General features: G+C 58.2%; 19 protein-coding genes. 10 read left to right on the top strand and 9 right to left on the bottom strand.

The features are described from left to right. Positions 1–123: 123 nt before the first annotated feature. Entirely contained in the window at positions 124–876 is a 753-nt protein-coding gene (locus hmeg3_RS06350) for an SDR family NAD(P)-dependent oxidoreductase (protein WP_094562994.1), read from the top strand. A gap of 157 nt (positions 877–1,033) precedes the next feature. Continuing rightward, complete coding sequence (locus tag hmeg3_RS06345; RefSeq protein ID WP_094562993.1) at positions 1,034–2,353, top strand: MFS transporter; 1,320 nt, start codon at positions 1,034–1,036, stop codon at positions 2,351–2,353. A 104-nt stretch (positions 2,354–2,457) separates the two neighbouring features. On the opposite strand, the gene hmeg3_RS06340 is transcribed toward hmeg3_RS06345, so the two are convergent. After that, positions 2,458–4,086: a methyl-accepting chemotaxis protein gene (locus tag hmeg3_RS06340; RefSeq protein WP_232511904.1), complete on the bottom strand. Its 1,629-nt coding sequence runs from the start codon at positions 4,084–4,086 to the stop codon at positions 2,458–2,460. 281 nt (positions 4,087–4,367) lie between these two features. Next, a complete protein-coding gene (locus tag hmeg3_RS06335) occupies positions 4,368–4,826 on the bottom strand; it encodes a multidrug/biocide efflux PACE transporter (protein ID WP_094562992.1) in 459 nt (152 codons plus the stop codon). Between the two features lie 103 nt (positions 4,827–4,929). Between hmeg3_RS06335 and hmeg3_RS06330 the strand changes: the two genes are divergently transcribed. After that, positions 4,930–5,829, top strand: a complete 900-nt coding sequence (locus hmeg3_RS06330; RefSeq protein WP_094562991.1) for a LysR family transcriptional regulator — start codon at positions 4,930–4,932, stop codon at positions 5,827–5,829. Between the two features lie 24 nt (positions 5,830–5,853). Here hmeg3_RS06330 and hmeg3_RS06325 read toward each other — a convergent pair whose 3' ends face one another. Beyond that, positions 5,854–7,620: a methyl-accepting chemotaxis protein gene (locus hmeg3_RS06325; RefSeq protein ID WP_094562990.1), complete on the bottom strand. Its 1,767-nt coding sequence runs from the start codon at positions 7,618–7,620 to the stop codon at positions 5,854–5,856. A 271-nt stretch (positions 7,621–7,891) separates the two neighbouring features. Here hmeg3_RS06325 and hmeg3_RS06320 point away from each other — a divergent pair, with 271 nt between their 5' ends. After that, positions 7,892–8,194, top strand: coding sequence for a hypothetical protein (locus tag hmeg3_RS06320; protein ID WP_094562989.1), 303 nt, complete (start codon positions 7,892–7,894; stop codon positions 8,192–8,194). A gap of 84 nt (positions 8,195–8,278) precedes the next feature. On the opposite strand, the gene hmeg3_RS06315 is transcribed toward hmeg3_RS06320, so the two are convergent. Next, complete coding sequence (locus tag hmeg3_RS06315) at positions 8,279–8,743, bottom strand: MarR family winged helix-turn-helix transcriptional regulator (protein ID WP_094562988.1); 465 nt, start codon at positions 8,741–8,743, stop codon at positions 8,279–8,281. 209 nt (positions 8,744–8,952) lie between these two features. Here hmeg3_RS06315 and hmeg3_RS06310 point away from each other — a divergent pair, with 209 nt between their 5' ends. Further along, a complete protein-coding gene (locus hmeg3_RS06310) occupies positions 8,953–9,372 on the top strand; it encodes an organic hydroperoxide resistance protein (protein WP_094562987.1) in 420 nt (139 codons plus the stop codon). A 95-nt stretch (positions 9,373–9,467) separates the two neighbouring features. Here the strand turns inward: hmeg3_RS06310 and hmeg3_RS06305 are convergent, their stop codons facing one another. Genes hmeg3_RS06305 through hmeg3_RS06295 form a run of 4 tightly spaced genes read right to left on the bottom strand, consistent with a single transcriptional unit; the run spans position 9,468 to position 12,052 of the window. After that, a complete protein-coding gene (locus hmeg3_RS06305) occupies positions 9,468–10,787 on the bottom strand; it encodes an ATP-binding protein (RefSeq protein WP_094562986.1) in 1,320 nt (439 codons plus the stop codon). Next, entirely contained in the window at positions 10,784–11,524 is a 741-nt protein-coding gene (locus hmeg3_RS06300; protein ID WP_094562985.1) for a response regulator, read from the bottom strand. Before hmeg3_RS06300 ends, hmeg3_RS06305 begins: the two co-directional genes overlap by 4 nt. Positions 11,525–11,531: 7 nt before the next feature. Continuing rightward, complete coding sequence (locus tag hmeg3_RS24920) at positions 11,532–11,684, bottom strand: hypothetical protein (protein ID WP_198361795.1); 153 nt, start codon at positions 11,682–11,684, stop codon at positions 11,532–11,534. Continuing rightward, positions 11,681–12,052 carry a GFA family protein gene (locus tag hmeg3_RS06295; RefSeq protein ID WP_094562984.1) on the bottom strand — a complete coding sequence of 124 codons (372 nt, stop codon included), beginning with the start codon at positions 12,050–12,052 and terminating at the stop codon, positions 11,681–11,683. Before hmeg3_RS06295 ends, hmeg3_RS24920 begins: the two co-directional genes overlap by 4 nt. Positions 12,053–12,238: 186 nt before the next feature. On the opposite strand from hmeg3_RS06295, the gene hmeg3_RS06290 reads away from it, so the two are divergent. Genes hmeg3_RS06290 through hmeg3_RS06280 form a run of 3 tightly spaced genes read left to right on the top strand, consistent with a single transcriptional unit; the run spans position 12,239 to position 14,601 of the window. Beyond that, positions 12,239–12,964 (top strand): cytochrome c biogenesis CcdA family protein, encoded by a 726-nt coding sequence (locus hmeg3_RS06290; protein WP_094562983.1) that lies wholly within the window; start codon positions 12,239–12,241, stop codon positions 12,962–12,964. Between the two features lie 26 nt (positions 12,965–12,990). Beyond that, positions 12,991–13,515 carry a thioredoxin family protein gene (locus tag hmeg3_RS06285; protein WP_094562982.1) on the top strand — a complete coding sequence of 175 codons (525 nt, stop codon included), beginning with the start codon at positions 12,991–12,993 and terminating at the stop codon, positions 13,513–13,515. Positions 13,516–13,566: 51 nt separating this feature from the next. Continuing rightward, entirely contained in the window at positions 13,567–14,601 is a 1,035-nt protein-coding gene (locus tag hmeg3_RS06280) for an alpha/beta fold hydrolase (RefSeq protein WP_094562981.1), read from the top strand. Between the two features lie 70 nt (positions 14,602–14,671). On the opposite strand, the gene hmeg3_RS06275 is transcribed toward hmeg3_RS06280, so the two are convergent. Then, positions 14,672–15,916, bottom strand: a complete 1,245-nt coding sequence (locus hmeg3_RS06275; RefSeq protein ID WP_198361794.1) for an MFS transporter — start codon at positions 15,914–15,916, stop codon at positions 14,672–14,674. 129 nt (positions 15,917–16,045) lie between these two features. On the opposite strand from hmeg3_RS06275, the gene hmeg3_RS06270 reads away from it, so the two are divergent. Both hmeg3_RS06270 and hmeg3_RS06265 read left to right on the top strand, forming a co-directional pair. Beyond that, entirely contained in the window at positions 16,046–16,864 is an 819-nt protein-coding gene (locus tag hmeg3_RS06270) for a helix-turn-helix transcriptional regulator (RefSeq protein ID WP_094562980.1), read from the top strand. A gap of 468 nt (positions 16,865–17,332) precedes the next feature. Then, the gene (locus hmeg3_RS06265; RefSeq protein WP_094562979.1) at positions 17,333–18,133 is read left to right on the top strand and encodes a transporter substrate-binding domain-containing protein; all 801 of its coding nucleotides are present in this window, start codon (positions 17,333–17,335) and stop codon (positions 18,131–18,133) included. Positions 18,134–18,151: the final 18 nt, after the last annotated feature.

Genomic DNA, 18,151 nt, shown 5'->3' with positions numbered 1-18,151 from the left:
AGACCATTCCAAGGATTTCAACTGCGCTGCGCTACGGAGCAGAACCAGGTTTGCACTAATTAGCCGTCCAGAGAAGACGGAAATCATACGGGTTTCCTCAAGAGTAAAGAGAACGGAGTCAACATGAATCACTACGATTTTCAAGGTCGCAGCGCGATCATCACCGGCGGCGCGCAAGGCATCGGCTTTGCCATCGCTGAACGTCTTCTGCAAGGCAAGGCAAAAGTCGTCCTGTGGGATATGGATGAGAAGGTATTGCAAGAAGCACGCAGCAAGCTGGAACCGCTGGGCAACGTCGAAACCGTCGTCGTCAACATCGGCGATCAGGCCGCTGTGCAACGCGCTATCGAAGCCACTGAAAAGGTCACCCAATCGATCGACGTGCTGGTGCACAGCGCCGGTATCGCAGGCCAGAACGGTGTGGTTGCGGAGTACTCGCCGGAAGAATGGCGTCGCGTCATCGATATCGATCTGAATGGCGCGTTCTACGTCAATCAGGTTGTCGTGCAACGCATGATCGCGCAAAACTACGGCCGTATCGTCAACGTCGCGTCAATCGCCGGTAAAGAAGGCAATCCGACCGCATCGGCTTACAGCGCCGCCAAAGCCGGCCTGATCGCCCTGACCAAGAGCCTCGGTAAAGAAACAGCCACCAAGAACATCGCCGTTAATGCGATCACTCCTGCCGCTGCGCAAACCCGCATCCTGGAACAATGCACCCAGGCACATATCGACTACATGCTGTCGAAGATTCCCCGTGGACGCTTCGTCAAGGTAGAAGAAATCGCAGCAATGGTGTCGTGGCTGGTGTCGGAAGAAAACTCGTTCACCACCGGCTCGGTCTTCGACCTGTCGGGCGGCCGCGCGACTTATTGATCCCGCCGAAACAGCAATAACGATAGCAACCGCGGCGCATTGAACATGTGCCGCGCTATCGCAAAAAAATAACAATATTCCAGCCTGTCTTCCGGCGCTGCCACAAGCATCGCCGGGAGGTAAGTTGCGCCTTTTAAATGTATTGAGGAGAGAAGTCATGGCAGCAGTCCCCTATCCTGCAACCGCGCAGGATATCCAGGAATCCAATCTATACCGCCGCATCACCCTGCGCTTCGTGCCGCTGCTGGTGATCTGCTTTGTGTTTGCTTACCTTGATCGCGTCAACATCAGCTTCGCCAAGCTGCAGATGCAACAAGATCTCGGTTTCTCCGACGCCGTCTACGGCCTCGGCGCAAGCATCTTTTTTGTCGGCTACTTCTTGTTCGAGATCCCCAGCAACATGATCTTGCACAAAGTCGGTCCGAAGCGCTGGATCGCCCGCATCATGGTCACCTGGGGCATCGCCTCGGCGGCAATGATGTTCGTCACCAATGAAACCGGGTTCTACATTCTGCGCTTCCTCATCGGCAGCCTGGAAGCCGGCTTCGTTCCGGGTGCGCTGTACTTCTTCACCAACTGGTTCCCGTCGCAACGTCGTGGCCGCATCAACTCGCTGTTCATGGCGGCCATCGCCCTGTGCGGCATGATCGGTGGCCCGATCTCCGGCGGCATCATGAAGTTCACCCACGGCGTGAGCTCGCTGCATGGCTGGCAATGGCTGTTCCTGCTGGAAGGCATTCCATCGATCGTGCTCGGCGTGATCTGCTGGATCGTCATCGACAACAAGATCGAAGACGCGCGCTGGCTGAAAGACGACGAAAAGAAACTGCTGCTTGCCCGTCTCGCGGCCGAACCGAAGAGCGAAGCGGTGCATTCTTTCCGCGACGCGTTGAAGCAGCCATCGACCATCACCATGTCCTTGATCTATCTGGTACTGGCTTCGGGCATCTACGGTCTGGTGTTCTGGATGCCGCAACTGATCAAGACTGCCGGCACCGACGACACCTTCATCATCGGCCTGATCACGGTGATCCCTTACCTTTGCGCCGCCATCGGCATGATCCTGATCGGTCGCAGCTCGGACCGCACCGGCGAACGCCGCTGGCATCTGGCCTGCTGCGCACTGGCCGGCGCCGTCGGTTATGCCGTCAGCGCCTACTTCGGCAGCAACACGCTGGTGCTGGTGGTTGGTCTGTCGTTTGCTGCAACGGGCATCATCGCCGGCATCGGTCTGTTCTGGATCCTGCCGCCGCGCGTGCTGACCGGTGCTGCCGCCGCAGGTGGTATCGCACTGATCAACTCGGTCGGTCAATTGGGCGGCATCATCACACCGTACATGGTCGGCAAGATCCGCGACATCACCGGCAGCGCATCGCTGGGTCTGTATGTGGTCGCGCTGGAATGCCTGCTCGGCGCAGCGTTGTTGCTGTGGGCACTGCCGAAGCGTATTTACTTCCGGGAACCTGCTGAGAAGTAAAAATACTTGCAAGCACGCCGTGAGCGTCCTTCACCGACGAAAAAAACACCCCTCTCGAGGGGTGTTTTTTTGTCTGCTGCTGTTGTGTTTTCTATTGCACGCAATTACGTCAGTCGTACCGGATCCGCAGGAATGTCTTTCATGCGGCGCGGCGTATGCGGCATATGCGCCACCTGCACTGCGTCATGGCTGAGCTTGAAGACACTGACGATACGCGCCAGATTGTCTGCCTGCTGTTGCAAGGATTGGGCTGCCGCAGCAGCCTCTTCCACCAGTGCGGCGTTCTGTTGAGTGACGCTGTCCATTTGCGTTACGGCGTGTTTTACCTGATCGATGCCTTCGCTTTGCTCGCGGCTGGCTACCGAGATTTCGCTGACGACATCCGTGACACGCTTCACGCTGGCGACGACATCGTTCATCGTGACGCCGGCTTTCTCCACCAGACGCGTGCCTGCGCCGACCTTCTCTACCGAATCGCCGATGAGGGTCTTGATTTCCTTCGCGGCAGCGGCACTGCGCTGAGCCAGACTGCGCACCTCGGATGCCACAACGGCAAAGCCGCGTCCTTGTTCACCGGCACGCGCAGCTTCCACTGCAGCATTGAGCGCAAGAATATTGGTCTGAAACGCGATGCCGTCAATCACGCTGATGATGTCCACGATCTTCTTCGATGAGGCATCAATGGAGCGCATGGTCGAGATCACTTCACCGACCACGTCACCACCTTCCGCAGCGACGGTAGAAGCCGAGTTTGCCAACGAGTTCGCTTGTACCGCGTTGTCGGAATTTTGCTTCACTGTCGCTGACAATTGTTCCATCGCAGCGGCGGTTTGTTCAAGCGAACTGGCCTGTTCTTCCGTGCGCGATGACAAGTCCAGGTTACCGCTGGCGATTTGGCCCGATGCGGTGGCGATGGCATCGGTACCGCCGCGCACATCACCGACGATACGCAGCAGACTACTGTTCATATCCTTGAGCGCACTGAGCAGCATGCCGACTTCATCCTTGCTCCTGACGACGATACGCGCAGTCAGATCGCCATCGGCAATACCGCGTGCCACACCCACCGCCACTGTCAGCGGCCCTGTGATATTGACTGTCAGATACCAGGCGCAGCTCACGCCAAACAACAGGATCAGGACGCCAAGCACGATCAGTAAAGTGCGACCGGTATGCGCCATGCGGTCGATGTCGGCGGCGGTATCGTCGATGCTTTTGCGCTGCATCGTGAGCAGGTTTTGCAAGGCGTCTTTCAAATCAGTCGCACGCGGCATGAAGGCGGTTTCGAGCAAGCGGTTCGCTTCATCGAGATCGCCGGCAGCTTTCGCTTTACGCATCTGGTCACGCGCCACAACATACAGCTGACGCTGCTCTTCGATCTTCTTGAACAGAACCAGCTCCTGATCCGTTTCCAGAACAGCTTGCAGCTTTTTCAGTAACTCGGTCGATATCTTCGACGAGGCCGCATCTTCCTTGGCGAAGAAAGGGGCCAGCGCAGGATCCGTACTCTTGGCAATGGCAGTCACACGCAGGATCGATGTCTGTACATAGGGAAACCAGTCGCTGATCAGGCGTTCTTTTTCCAACGGCTTCTGCATCATCGCCTTGGTCGCATCCGTCACGCCTTGCAGGCGCCAGATGCCGATGCAGATGATCGCAATGGCCAGCAACAAAATAACGGAGAATCCGAGCGCAAGACGCTTGCCGATTTTCAGATTGGCGATGATGTTCATGAAAGTCTCTATTTTTATAAGATGATGGAGTGACAATAAAGCGGATAGCAAAATTGACAACGAAGAGTGCCGGTTAATGGATATTTCCGGCAAATGGCGGGCCAGTATAGCTTTTGTGCAACTGCGTCATTCCTCAGATCAACGAGGGAAATGAGCGTGAAAATTAAAAAAGCCGGCATTGCGCCGGCTCGTTTTCAATTTTGTGTGTCGCCTTTTATTTCACGAGAACAGTGATGTAAAAACCGTTAACAAGTGCCGGCGTCGGCCTGTGCCCTACGCGATCAGCACGTGGCGTTTTTGAGCATGCCGGCCCGGATCTTGTCGTAGCACCAGTTAAACACCAAGGTGTAAGGAAGAAAAAACAACACCAGGCCGATATCCAGTATGAAAGCTTCAACCAGACCGATATTCAGCCACCATGCCGCCATCGGCACGACAGCGAGGATCAGGCCGGCTTCAAAGATCACGGCATGCGCGATGCGAACCGAAAACCGGCGTGGCTCCACAACCGCCGTCGGAGCCGCCTTAGCCTTCCAGCGGCGTTCCAGGCGGTCGAAGATGCTGTTGAAAATCACATTCCACGCCATCGCCACCAAAGAAATCATCAGCGTCAGCAAACCCGCGTGGGCAAACGACACACCTAACAGCCAGGACATCACCGGCGCGCACAGCAGCAAGGCCACCAGCTCAAACAGGACGGCATGCAAAAAGCGTTCATATAAGGTTTTTTCCTGCGTCACGGTGCTCTCCTTCTACTCGATAAGAAGGTGATTATCCCCACTTAATCTGATAGGATAAAATCATTAATCATCGGAAAAACCGATATAAAGAGATCCTTCCACCATGCTGCATTCCGTCGACGCCCTGCTGATGTTCATCGAATCCGCCAACCTCGGCTCCTTTTCGGCGGCAGCGCGCAAGCTCGACAAGCAACAATCCACCGTCAGCGAAGCCATCGCCAATCTGGAAATCGATCTCGGCGTAACACTGTTTGATCGCAGCACACGCAAACCGACGCTGACCGAACACGGCCACGCCCTGCTCGCCCATGCCCAGCAGATGCTCGACGCCAATGATCGGCTGAGCCGTGCCGCGCAGCGGCTTGCCGGTGGGCTGGAAGCACAACTGAGTTTTGCACTATCGGATACCTATCAATCCGACGTCTTTGAAAAGAGCCTGTCGCAGCTGGAGCAACGCTATCCCGATCTGCGGCTGGAATGTCTGATCGCGGAAGACCAAGACGCCGTCGATCTGGTGCAGTCCGGGCGCGTGCAGATGGCGCTGGTGGCGGCGCAAACCTCTTACCCGCCCGACATCGGTTTCGAGCCCATCGCCGACCAGTCCGAGATTGGTCTGTACGTCAGCACCAAACATCCGCTGGCGCGCGCCGCGCAAGTCACCGGCGACATGCTGCGCGATGCGCGCGAGTTGCGCCTGAACACCTATCGCGACGAAGTCAAACCGCCACGATCAGGGTTCCACTGGTCCTCATCGAGCTATCTGATTTTGCTGGAAATGACCGAACTGGGATTTGGCTGGGCAGAACTGCCGCGCTGGATCGTCAAACGCTTTGGCGCCGCCGACCTGAAAGAACTTCAGGTCAACGGCTGGCCCAAAAATATCCAGGTGCATCTGATCTGGTCACGCGATCGCGGACTGGGACAAGCCGGCAGCTGGCTGTGCAATACCTTCCTATCGCCGCCGGCATCGTTGCGAAGCAACCTCAGCACCTCTGCCACGTAGGCAGAAGCGGCTGAAGCGCTCTGCTTAGAACTGCTCCCAATCGTCGTCCGACGTCGCGGCCGGCAGCTTGGGCTGTCTGGAGACCGCAGGCGTAGATACCGTTGCTGCTGCAGGAAGTTTCGCCGCCGGCTTGCGGGCTGCGCTCGTTGCCGCTGGTTGCCTCATCGTCACAGGCGCCGCGCTCATCGCAGATGCGGCCACCGGCCTCGCCGCTTTATACAACGAGGCGCTCCCAGCACCCGCACTATCAAGCTTGAAAATACTGACCACCTCGGTCAGGGTATGCGCCTGATCCTGCAAAGATTGCGCAGCGGCAGCAGCTTGTTCCACCAGGGCAGCGTTCTGTTGCGTCGATTCATCCATCTGCGCAATGGCGCGATTCACCTGTTCGATGCCATCGCTCTGCTCTTGGCTGGCGGAACTGATCTCGCCGACGATGTCCGTCACGCGGCGCACGCTGGCAACCACTTCGGTCATCGTGGCCCCTGCTTGCTCGACCAGCTTGCTGCCGGAGTCGACCTTTTGCACTGAATTGTCGATGAGTTCCTTGATCTCTTTGGCGGCGCTGGCGGATCGTTGCGCAAGGCTGCGCACTTCCGATGCGACCACCGCAAAACCACGGCCCTGCTCGCCCGCACGCGCAGCCTCGACGGCAGCATTGAGTGCAAGGATATTGGTCTGGAACGCGATGCCGTCGATGACGCTGATGATGTCGACGATCTTCTTCGACGACTCGTTGATGGCGCCCATGGTATCGATTACCTGCCCGACCACACTACCGCCCTGAACGGCGACATCCGATGCCGACGCAGCCAGTTGATTGGCCTGACGTGCGTTGTCGGCATTCTGCTTCACCGTGGACGTGAGCTCTTCCATCGCCGAGGCAGTTTCTTCCAGCGAACCTGCCTGCTGTTCCGTACGCGAAGACAAGTCGAGATTGCCGGTCGCGATTTCACGCGATGCCGTAGCGATTGTGTCGGTGCCGCTGCGCACCTGGCCGACGATACGCAAGAGATTGTCGTTCATGGTTTTCAGCGCATGCAGCAGCTTGCCGGTTTCATCCTTGCGATTGGTATCGATATGCGACGTAAGATCGCCTGCCGCCACGGTCTCGGCAATGTTGACGGCCTGATTGAGCGGACGCGTGATGCTCAGCGCCAGACGCCATGCGAATAACCAGCCGGCGACAAACAACAGTGCACCGAAGGCAATCAGCAGATTGCGGCTCATGGTGTAAAGCGCATGAATGCTGGCCGCGATCTGATCGATGCTGGAACGCTGCAAATCGAGCAGTTGTTGCAGCGAATCGAGATAACCCTTGGCTTCAACCGGAAAGACTTTTTCAAGAATGCGATTGGCCTCTTCAACCTGGCCGTCGGTCTTGGCTTTGGTGATGGCATCACGCGCCGCGACATACCGCTTGCGCACCGCGCTCAGCTGCGCGAACAGTTCTTTTTCCCGGTCGCTGGTGAGCAACGCTTCCAACGCTTTTTGCTGTTCATTGGATAACTTGGTGGAGGTCGACGCATCCTCTGCGAAGAAAGCGCCAAGGCTGGGGTCGGAACTCTTGGCAATCGCCGTTGTACGGCGCACGCTGGTGTGAATGGTGCGATACCAGTCGGAGACCAGGCGTTCTTTCGCCAGCGGTTTCTCCATCATCGCCTGTGTTGTTTCGGCGACGGTATGCAACCGCCAGATACTCACTGCAATGACGCCGATCGCGGAAAAAAGGATGATGGCAAAGCCGAGATTCAGGCGTTTGCTGATAGTCATATTGGCGAGGAAATTCATTGTTATCCTTATTTGAATGTCGATTCGGAAGCCCGTCCCTTCGGCAAAGAAAAACATATTCGTCCTGCCCCGAACCGCCCGTATTGTCGGCAATAAGGCCGTTTCAGAGCTATAGGTATTACTACCTATTTCTCGTTTTAAAGACCAAGCGCTATTGATAACATTCGAAAATGTCGCCTTGATGAATGAGGATTTTTTTTGGATCTGAACCGCACGACACTTTGACGATCAGACAAAGTTGTCGATCGGGCAAAATGAAAAAGGAAACAGTATGCAAAAAAGTTGGAAACGAACATTACAACTAACAGCTGTCGCAACGTCGTTGATATTGCTCGGCAATGCACAGGCGTCCAGTGCAGATCAGTGGGAAAAATTGAAAACGGACACGCGCGCCGCCTGTCTTAGCGAGAGCGGATTCAAACAAGCAAAGGTGCTGGAAGGCCCGATCATTTTTTCCAACCGGGTGCTCTATCGCATCGGCGGCATCTGGCCGCAAAAACACATGAAGGGAAAATCAGGCAAGGTGTATTGCCTGCATCCTTATCCAGACGGCAAAGCGGAAATCGTGGAGTAATCCTTACGCAGTCGTCCTGTTATGTAGGCAGGTGACGAGCGCAGACGACGCAAACAAAATAGGCAAGAAAAGTCTCAACGCACATCAGTTTTTACCCTGTGTGGATTTGATCAGGTTGTCGCGCAATGCGGCAACCGATTCCTGAACACGAGAGAACTCCGCCGACGTCAGACCGCAGGCGTCCACCAGATCCATCCCCATCCCCTTCTCGCGCAAGCGCCGGCCTGCATCGGTCAGGCTGATCAGCACCTGGCGTTCATCGCCGGGATCGCGCTGGCGGACGAGATATCCCATGGCTTCCAGCTTCTTGAGAATGGGCGTGAGCGTATTCGATTCCAGAAACAATTTTTCACCGAGGCTGCCGACGGTCTGGTTGTCCTGTTCCCACAAGGCGATGATGGCGATGTATTGCGTATAGGTCAGGCCCAGTTCTTCCAGGATCGGTTTGTACGCCTTGCCGAATGCGAGGTTGGCCGAGTAGATGGCGAAGCACAGGAATTCCGAAAGTTTCGGATTGGCTTGATCGGCGATATCAGTGGTTTTGGGCATGGCGCTATGACTCCTTGTGGATGCAAAGGCATGCTTCGCAATTTTCACATTATATATCGCATGCGATTTAATCGAATGCATTGACATCTTTAAATTTACCGATATACTTAATCGCATTCGATTACATCGGATACGATATAAATCACTTGAAACCATGCCGGACAGAAAAAACATCTCGGCAACTTCGTTACTCAGAGAGTAACTTCATCATGACCCAATTGCAAAAAGTACTGTACACAGGCAAAACACACACCTCTTCGGGCGGCCGCGATGGTTTTGCGCGCAGCTCCGACGGTCGTCTCGATATTCAGCTGTCCTCCCCGGGCAGCACAGGTGCCGGCACCAATCCGGAACAACTATTTGCCGCCGGCTGGTCGGCCTGCTTCATCGGCGCCATGGGACTGGCCGCGGGCAAGATGAAAGTCGCTCTTCCATCTGACCTCGCCGTGGATGCTGAAGTCGATCTTGGCACCACCGACGGCGCCTACTTCCTGCAGGCGCGCCTCAATGTCAGCCTGCCGGGCATCGAACGCGACGTCGCTCAGGCGCTGCTGGATGCGGCGCACGCGACCTGCCCCTACTCCAAGGCTACACGCGGCAACATTGGTGTGGAAATCAATCTGGTCTGACGCTAATCGGATTGCACCACAATGAAAAAGACCTGCCGTTACCGATGAGGTAACGACAGGCCTTCGCCGTGCCAGATGCAGAATGCAGAAAACGTTCAGTGCATCTTAGCCAAAGTCAGCCGCGCTTCCAGGCCGCCCTCCGGCAGATTGTGCAAGGACAGCGAAGCATCCATCGCCAGCGCCAGTTGCCGCGCAATGGCCAGCCCCAACCCTGTGCCGCCGGTTTGCCGGTTGCGCGATTCTTCCACGCGATAGAAGGGTTCAAACACAGCCTCCAGCAATGCGGGCGGAATGCCCGGCCCGTGGTCGCGCACGGCAATCGTTACCGATCCATCTTGAGGAGATGACGCCACCACGATGCGCGCGCTGCCGCCGTACTTCAATGCATTGTCGATCAGGTTGCCGAGGATGCGCCGCAGCGCTTGCGGGCGAGTCACCAATGGCGCGCCGATATTCCCCTCCAGAGACACATCGCTGCCGGCGTCGACGTAGTCGCACATCAGACTGTCAAACAAGGCGTCGGGGTCGATGCGGATGGGCGCTTCTGCTGCGCCGTGCAAGGTGCGCGCATAGGCTACGCCTTCCTTGACGAGGTTTTCCATTTCCTGCAAATCCTGTTGCAGTTTGGCGTGCTGCGGATCGTCGTCCATCACGTCGACGCGCAAGCGCATGCGGGTGATCGGCGTCTGCAAGTCGTGCGAAATCGAGGCGAGGATTTGCATGCGCTCGGTCATATAGGTCGCGATACGATCCTGCATGGCGTTGAAGGCTTTGGATGCGCGCGCCACTTCCGATGGGCCGTCTTCCGGCAAGCGCGCCGCCTTGAGATCGGGGCCAAGCGCATCAGCCGCCGTTGCCAACGCATGCAGCGGCCGCGTCGCCAGCCGCACCGCCAGCCAGCAGCAAGCTGCCAGCACGATCAGTTGCAGCGCCAGCACCAGCGGCAACCACGGCGACAGCGGCACGCCGGACATTGGCCGCATGTCGATGGTCAGCGGCGTGCCGTCGGTCAGCTTCAGGTGCACCTGCATGCGCTCTTTGTCGCCGGGGACGGCATTGACGGTCAGCGCATAGTCGGTGCCGATACCGTCGGCGATCGACTTCGCCACCATCCGCGACAGGCGCGCATCCGGCGGCGTGCCGGTGATACCGGGGCCGAGGATGAATTCATAACTGCGCCGCGCCAGGCGCGGCAGCCATTGCGGGCGCTCGGCGGGAGGAAGATGATCGAGCAGTGCCACCGAGCTGGCTGCTTCGCGCTCGATATAACCCATCATGACATTGGTGGTGGCCTGATCGCGCTCGGTCAACGTGAGCCAGAATGACAAGGTCTGCGCCAGCACCAGCCCCACGCACAAGATCAGCGCCAGCCGGGCGAACAGCGTGCGCGGCCAGCGTAAAAAAGTTAGCTTCATTGCTCACCGTCCATCAGCGTGACGGCCGCCGAAAATACATAACCCTCGTTGCGCAGCGTCTTGATGTAGCGCGGTTCGCGCGCGCCATCCTGCAGGCGCTGGCGCAAGCGGCTGACCAGAAGATCGATGGAGCGGTCAAAAGGATCTGCCGCCCGGCCCTGCGTCAGGTTGAGCAACTGGTCGCGCGTGAGTACCCGCTGCGGATGGTCGAGGAAGACCCGCAGCAGGCGGTATTCGGCGCCGCTCAACGCCACCATGGTGCCGTCCTGGTCGAGCAGATGGCGCGCGGTGGTATCGAGACGCCAGTCGCCGAAACCCAGCAGTTGCACCGCTTCGGTCACCTGCATGTTGGGCGGCAGCATGCGCGCGCGCCGCAGCACCGAGCGGATACGCGCCATCAGCTCGCGCACGGCGAATGGCTTGGTGAGGTAGTCGTCGGCGCCCATTTCCAGTCCGACGATACGGTCGGTTTCTTCGCTGCGCGCGGTCAGCATCAGCACCGGCACCGCCTTGAATTTGCCCACGCGCAATTCGCGGCACAGCACCAGACCGTCTTCGCCGGGCAGCATCAGATCCAGCACGATCAGATCCGGCGCGCCCTGCTCCAGCACGGCGCGCATCTGCCGCCCATTGGCCGCCAGCGACACGCGCATGCCGTTCTTTTCAAGATAGGCAGCCAGCAATTCGCGAATGCCGCGGTCGTCGTCGACGATCAGGATGTGGTCTTGGTTTTCCATGCGGCGATCATACCTTAGCGCGTTTGCGGCGGCATACCGTACTGCCCGGCGCCGTACTCGCCACATTCAGCAGCGAGCAGTAGACCGGCTTGGCCAGTTCCGCCGCCAGACCACCCGTGACAAAGGCAAAGACCGCCAGCAAGCGTCTTAGCCGCGTCATGCATCCTCCAGCACGGACAGACTGGCGCCGTCGGCCACGCTTGCTTCCAGCGCATACGGATCCACGCCTTCCAGGCAGCCGATATTGGCGCGCCAACGCAGCGGATCCTTGCGCGTCTGATGGAAGGGATAGATGCCGCAATGCTTGCAGAAATAGTGCTTCGCGGTTCGCGTATTGAACTGGTACAGCGTCAGCGACTCTTCGCCGCTGATGATCTTCACGTCGGCGGCGTCGATCATCGGCGTCATCAGCGCGCCCTTGCGGCGGCACAGGCTGCAGTTGCAACGCCCGGCAGGCGTCAGCGCGGTGCGGACTTCAAAACGGACGGCGCCGCAGTGGCAGGAGCCTTTGTAGCGTTCAGGGATCATTTCCTTTTCCTTCAGGTGGTTGGCAATGACGACTTTATAAAACAAGTCCCGGGATGATTTGTGTCCCAATGTATCTGGCGCATACACATACACAAAACATTGCACCCGTGCGGTGTTCTGGACACAAGCCAGATACGTCCAAGCGTTCCAATACGGTCATCGCAACCAACATTGGAAATCGCTGCCATGCACAGCTTCCTCGAAACGCCATTCGCCCTGCTGGCCGGGCTGCTGACCATTGCCTCGCCATGCGTCCTGCCGGTATTGCCGATTCTGCTCGGCAGCTCGGTAGGAACCAATGGCAGCGCGCCCAATCGCACCCGCCCGCTGTTTATTATCGCCGGCTTCATCCTGAGTTTTTCCGCCTTCGCGATGCTGCTGGGCGCCGTCTCCAGCACCGTCCATGTGGCACAAGAGGTCTTGCGCAATACCGCCATCGCATTGCTGGCGCTGTCCGGCCTGCTGCGCCTGTGGCCGCGTCCTTATGAATGGCTGGTGGCGCAGTTGCAGTCCCCGCTGCAACGCATGCACGCCGCGCCGAAGGCTCCCAAAGTGCATGCCGGCAACACCGGCGGCTTTGTACTGGGTATGTCGCTGGGCGCGGTGTGGACGCCTTGCGCCGGTCCGGTGCTGGCATCGATCCTGGTACTGGTGGTCAAGGCCCAGGATCTCGGCTGGTCGGCCCTGCTGTTGCTGATGTACGCCATCGGCGCCGCCATCCCCATGCTCGCCATCCTCTACGGCGGCCAGTACATCACCCGCCATGTCCGTGTGGTGTCGCGTCATACCCAACGTCTGCAGCAGCTGTTCGGCGTGCTGGTGGTGCTGACGGCGCTGGCGATCTACCTGCAGTACGACGTGTTGATTACTGCTGCACTTTCGTCTCTGTTTTGTTCTTCCATCTCTTCCTGATTTTCTTCTTCTGAAAGGATTCCCTCATGCTTTCCCGACTCAAGACTTTCGCCGCCCTGACTGTGCTGGCCGCTGCAACCTCCACCGCTTCCGCCGGCGCGCTCAGCAAAAGCGTCGCCGCACCGGAATTCACCGGCATCGACAAGTGGCTCAACAGCGAACCACTGACTATGCAGCAACTGCGCGGCAAGGTGGTGCTGGTCGACTTCTGGACGTACACCTGCATCAACTGCATCAACACCCTTCCCTACGTCAAATCCTGGTACCAGAAGTACAAGGACCAGGGCCTGGTCGTGGTCGGCGTGCACACCCCCGAGTATCCCTTCGAACGCAACACCAACAATGTCAAAACCGCCATCAAGCGCTTCGGCCTGACGTATCCGGTGGCGCAGGACAACCAGTACGCCACCTGGACTTCGTACAACAACCAGTACTGGCCGGCGTTCTACCTGATCGATAAAAAAGGACAAGTGGTCTATACGCACTTCGGCGAAGGCCAGTACGCGCAGACCGAAGCCGCCATCAAGAATTTGCTGGCGCAACCACAGTAAGCAGCAAAACAACTCAACACACGAATCACCATCACACTCAAGGAGAAAAACATGTCCGATCAGATCAACCAACGCCGCCGCCATTTCTTCGGCGCGGCCGCCGCCACCGTCGCCACCGCACAGCTGAGCTTCAGCACGCTCGCCAATGCGCAAAGCATGGTCGCAGGTGCAACGTCCACAACTGCAGCAGGTTTCACCGGCATCAAGCAAATCGACGCCGGCGTGCTCAACATCGGCTATGCAGAAGTCGGCCCGGCCAACGGTCAACCGGTCATCCTGCTGCACGGCTGGCCTTACGACATCCACAGCTTCGTGGATGTCGCGCCTTTGCTTGCAGCAGCCGGCCATCGCGTGATCATCCCGCATCTGCGCGGCCACGGCAGCACGCGCTTCCTCTCTTCGGATGCGCTGCGCAATGCCCAGCAGTCAGCCGTAGCGCAGGACATCATTGCGCTGATGGATGCATTGCGAATTCCTTCGGCGGTCATCGCCGGCTTTGACTGGGGCGCGCGTACGGCGTGCATCATGGCGGCGCTATGGCCGGAGCGTTGCAAGGCGCTGGTGTCGGTGAGCGGCTATCTGATGACCAATCTGGCCGCGGCCAAAAAGCCACTGCCGCCGAAGGCAGAGTTCGACTGGTGGTATCAGTTCTACTTCACCACCGAACGCGGCGTCGAAGGCTACACCAAGTACCGCCGCGAATTTGCCGAGCTGATCTGGAAGACCGCCTCGCCGAAATGGCAGTTCGATGCCGCGACCTTCAATCGCAGCGCTGCGTCCTTCGACAATGCGGACTATGTCGCCATCGTCATCCACAACTATCGCTGGCGTCTCGGCCTGGCCGATGGCGAACGCAAGTACGACGCACTGGAACGCCGCCTCGCCGGCCTGCCTGTCATCGGCATCCCGACCATCACCATGGAAGGCGACGCCAACGGCGCGCCCTTCCTGCCGCCAACCTTGTATCGCGACAAGTTCTCGGGAAAATATGAACACCGCAACATTACCGGCGGCATCGGCCACAACCTGCCACAGGAAGCACCACAGGCATTCGCCGACGCCGTGCTGGCGGTAACGAAACTGTAAGTCCGTTCAGGCAAGCTGCAAACGACAATATCCGCAGATACGGATATTGTCGTTCGTCATCAAACCAAAATTAGTTTTTCAGATTCGGCAAGAATACCGTCAGCACACCGGCCAGCGGCAGCCACGCACACACCGCATACACGGTCGAGATTCCGTACAAATCAGCAAGATGTCCCAGCAGCGCGGCGCCGATGCCACCGAAGCCGAACATCAATCCAAAGAACACGCCCGAAATCAGCCCGACCTTGCCCGGCACCAGTTCCTGCGCATACACCACGATGGCCGAGAACGCCGATGCCAGGATGAAGCCGACGCACACGCACAACACGCCGGTCCAGAACAGATTGGCATGCGGCAGCAGCAAGGCGAACGGCGCTGCACCGAGGATCGAAAACCAGATCACGCGCTTGCGTCCGATCTTGTCGCCGATAGGGCCGCCGAAGAAGGTGCCCAATGCCACCGCGCCAAGGAACAGGAATAACAGGATCTGCGAATCGCCCACCGCGATGTGAAACTTGTCGATCAGGTAGAAGGTGAAATAGCTGGTGAAGCTCGCCATGTAAAAGTATTTGGAAAACACCAGCAACGACAACACCACCAGCGCCTTTTTGACGGTGCCCGGCGACAGATTGTGAGGCGCAGCCGTCTTGCCCTTTTTGCCGCCGGCTGCCAGATGATGACGATACCAATTGCTCACGCGCGACAAGGTAATGATCGCCACTATCGCGATGATGCAAAACCACGCGATGTTCGGTTGGCCGAACGGCACCACGATCGCCGCCGCCAGCAACGGCCCCAGTGCGGAACCTGCATTACCGCCGACCTGAAAAGTCGACTGCGCCAAACCAAAGCGACCGCCTGACGCCATGCGGGCAATGCGCGAGGCTTCCGGGTGAAAGGTCGACGAACCGACACCGATCAGCGCCGCCGCACACAGGAACCAGCCAAAGCTGCCGGCCATCGACAGCAACACCACGCCGACCAGCGTAAAGACGGCACCGCAAGGCAGCAGCAAAGGCTTGGGATGCTTGTCGGTGTACATGCCGATCCACGGCTGTATCAGCGACGCCGTCACTTGAAACGTCAGAGTGATCAGCCCGACCTGCGTGAAGGTCAATCCGTAGTTCTGCTTGAGCATCGGATAAATGGACGGCAGCAAGGCCTGGATCAGGTCGTTGATCATGTGGGCGAAACCGACCGCCAAGACGATGCGCAGCACCAGAGGCGTGGCACCGGCATTAGTTGATGCGGCCGATATCGCGGGGGATTTATCGGCGAGCGTCGCGCCGAGCGACGATGAACTGTTGATTGTCATGGCTAAGAATGAATGAACGGAAAATGGGCGACGGATGGACAAAAACATGCAGGAATACGTGAATGGTATAGTGGCATTTAAAAACCGTAATGCCATTTTTCGTCGATTAAGTGACAATCCGCCGGTACCATGAAAATCGTCCATTCCAGCGCCAAGGCCGCGAAACTCCAGCAACTGCCGCAAGCCGTCGTCGCCTTCAGCCGCGACTTCGATGCAGGCCAATTGCTGGCGCCGCACTCACATCCACGCGGACAACTGCTGTACGCCGCAGAAGGCGTGATGCAGGTGCGCACGCCGCACGGCCTGTGGGTCATCCCGCCGCAACGCGCGCTATGGGTGCCGTCGGAACTGGAACATGAAATCCGCATGCTCAGCGACGTCCATCTGCGCACGCTCTACATCCGGCAGGAAGAATCGCAGCAGATCGGCGATGCTTGCCGGCTGCTGGAAGTCAGCCCGCTGTTGCGCGAACTGATCCTGGCGCTGCTCAAGGAGCGCGACGACTACGACGTCAAAGCGCGCGGCGGCCATCTGGCACAACTGATCCTGCTGGAGATCCATGAGGCCACCTCAATCCCCGTCGCCATTCCGTGGCCGTCCGACCGCCGGCTGGTGGCGATCTGCGAGGCCATCGTCAGCACCCCCGGTAGCCTGAACTCGCTGGAACAATGGGCCGAAATTGGCGGCGCCAGTGCGCGCACGGTGATTCGCCTGTTTCCCAAAGAGACCGGCTTGCAGTTTCGTCACTGGGTGCAGCAAGTCCATATCACCGAGGCGCTGCTGAGGCTGGCGCAGGGCGATCCCGTGGAACGCATCGCAGAGAAGCTTGGTTATAAAAGCGCCAGCGCCTTCACCAGCATGTTTCGCAAAGTGCTGGGCAAGACGCCGAGCCAATACGCCGCGCATGGGCGACCTGCATTGAGGCCGGCGTTAAAGGCGCGAACATAGACCGTTTCAATCGCCGCCACGCAAACGATGCAGCCGATATATGACTTGGACTGAGCCACCGCAACCGGTTATCACGCGATGAATTACTTTCATTAGACAGTGCCCGATGCCGGGCGTAGTGTCGCTTTCCACACGAGGGCCAAATCCACAATGGCCCCGCAACAGAATCAAGAACCATAAAAGCCGGCGGCCAATACGAGATTATTGCCACGCCATTGGCGGAGACAACACCAGGATTTTTTACGCGACACCGATGTTCCATCGTTGACGGCGCTGCTGCGCCTGACCGGTGGCGGCGAGTTCGCGCCTGCCGTTTCCCTCCCCTACCGCTATGGGCTTCTTGCTCTGACGCAATCGCTTTTCCGAAACCCAGAATTTGTTATCCGTTTTGCAGCCATCGCTTTACTTAGTAACTAGCAACAACGCAACGCCAGCAGTGAACAACAATTCTTATATCCAGGAGATTGCATGAAACTCGTCAACATCAAATACGTGGCCGCCGCCTTCCTCGGCCTGGTCTGTCTTGTCCAGTCGGTCAGTGCCGACACGCTCGCCGACATTCGCCAGCGTAAGAAAATCGTCATCGCCATCGATCTCGGCTCGCCTCCCTTTGGCATGACCGACGACAAGCTGCAACCTTACGGTTCCGACGTCAGCGCCGCCAAAATGCTGGCCAAGGACCTCGGCGTCGAGATGGAAATCATCCAGGTCACCGGCCCCAACCGCGTGCCTTTCCTGCTGACCAACAAGGCCGACATCGTGATCGCATCCTTCAGCATCACGCCGGAGCGAGCCAAGGTGATCAACTTCAGCGTGCCCTACAGCGCGTCAGAATCGGTAGTCGGCGCCGAGCACTCGATGCAGATCAAGAGTCTCGCCGACCTGGCCGGCAAACGTGTCGGCGTGGTACGCGGCAACCTGCAAGATACGCTGCTGACGCCACTCGTCCCCAAAGGTACGACACTGGTGCGCTATGACGACGACTCGACCAATGCCGCCGCGCTGCTGTCGGGTCAGGTCGACGCCATCGGCACCGCCAGGGAACTGGTGACCACAACCGCACGCAAGAATCCAGGCCGCAACATCGAAACCAAGTTCGCGGTCAAGGTGGTCCCGCACGGTATCGGCGTACGCAAGGAAGACACGGCGCTGCTGGCGTGGATCAACAACTGGGTCGTCATCAATATGAAGAACGGCAATCTGGCAAAATCGTATGAAGCCGCCGCCGGCGCACCGCTGGCAGATCTCTCGCAATACATGCCAAAGTAAGCGCACAACAGCTCGTTT

The sequence above is a fragment of the Herbaspirillum sp. meg3 genome, from assembly GCF_002257565.1.
In the GTDB taxonomy this organism is placed as follows: domain Bacteria; phylum Pseudomonadota; class Gammaproteobacteria; order Burkholderiales; family Burkholderiaceae_D; genus Herbaspirillum.
This window is presented reverse-complemented; position numbering and strand designations above follow the sequence as displayed.

Bases quoted from the DNA above. Each gene is read 5' to 3' on its own strand.
- hmeg3_RS24920 (WP_198361795.1), bottom strand. From the start codon at position 11,684: ATGACGCGGCTAAGACGCTTGCTGGCGGTCTTTGCCTTTGTCACGGGT.
- hmeg3_RS06340 (WP_232511904.1), bottom strand. From the start codon at position 4,086: ATGAACATCATCGCCAATCTGAAAATCGGCAAGCGTCTTGCGCTCGGA.
- hmeg3_RS06285 (WP_094562982.1), top strand. From the start codon at position 12,991: ATGCTTTCCCGACTCAAGACTTTCGCCGCCCTGACTGTGCTGGCCGCT.
- hmeg3_RS06350 (WP_094562994.1), top strand. From the start codon at position 124: ATGAATCACTACGATTTTCAAGGTCGCAGCGCGATCATCACCGGCGGC.
- hmeg3_RS06300 (WP_094562985.1), bottom strand. From the start codon at position 11,524: ATGGAAAACCAAGACCACATCCTGATCGTCGACGACGACCGCGGCATT.
- hmeg3_RS06280 (WP_094562981.1), top strand. From the start codon at position 13,567: ATGTCCGATCAGATCAACCAACGCCGCCGCCATTTCTTCGGCGCGGCC.
- hmeg3_RS06270 (WP_094562980.1), top strand. From the start codon at position 16,046: ATGAAAATCGTCCATTCCAGCGCCAAGGCCGCGAAACTCCAGCAACTG.
- hmeg3_RS06315 (WP_094562988.1), bottom strand. From the start codon at position 8,743: ATGCCCAAAACCACTGATATCGCCGATCAAGCCAATCCGAAACTTTCG.
- hmeg3_RS06295 (WP_094562984.1), bottom strand. From the start codon at position 12,052: ATGATCCCTGAACGCTACAAAGGCTCCTGCCACTGCGGCGCCGTCCGT.
- hmeg3_RS06290 (WP_094562983.1), top strand. From the start codon at position 12,239: ATGCACAGCTTCCTCGAAACGCCATTCGCCCTGCTGGCCGGGCTGCTG.
- hmeg3_RS06310 (WP_094562987.1), top strand. From the start codon at position 8,953: ATGACCCAATTGCAAAAAGTACTGTACACAGGCAAAACACACACCTCT.
- hmeg3_RS06265 (WP_094562979.1), top strand. From the start codon at position 17,333: ATGAAACTCGTCAACATCAAATACGTGGCCGCCGCCTTCCTCGGCCTG.
- hmeg3_RS06305 (WP_094562986.1), bottom strand. From the start codon at position 10,787: ATGAAGCTAACTTTTTTACGCTGGCCGCGCACGCTGTTCGCCCGGCTG.
- hmeg3_RS06330 (WP_094562991.1), top strand. From the start codon at position 4,930: ATGCTGCATTCCGTCGACGCCCTGCTGATGTTCATCGAATCCGCCAAC.
- hmeg3_RS06325 (WP_094562990.1), bottom strand. From the start codon at position 7,620: ATGAATTTCCTCGCCAATATGACTATCAGCAAACGCCTGAATCTCGGC.
- hmeg3_RS06320 (WP_094562989.1), top strand. From the start codon at position 7,892: ATGCAAAAAAGTTGGAAACGAACATTACAACTAACAGCTGTCGCAACG.
- hmeg3_RS06345 (WP_094562993.1), top strand. From the start codon at position 1,034: ATGGCAGCAGTCCCCTATCCTGCAACCGCGCAGGATATCCAGGAATCC.
- hmeg3_RS06275 (WP_198361794.1), bottom strand. From the start codon at position 15,916: ATGACAATCAACAGTTCATCGTCGCTCGGCGCGACGCTCGCCGATAAA.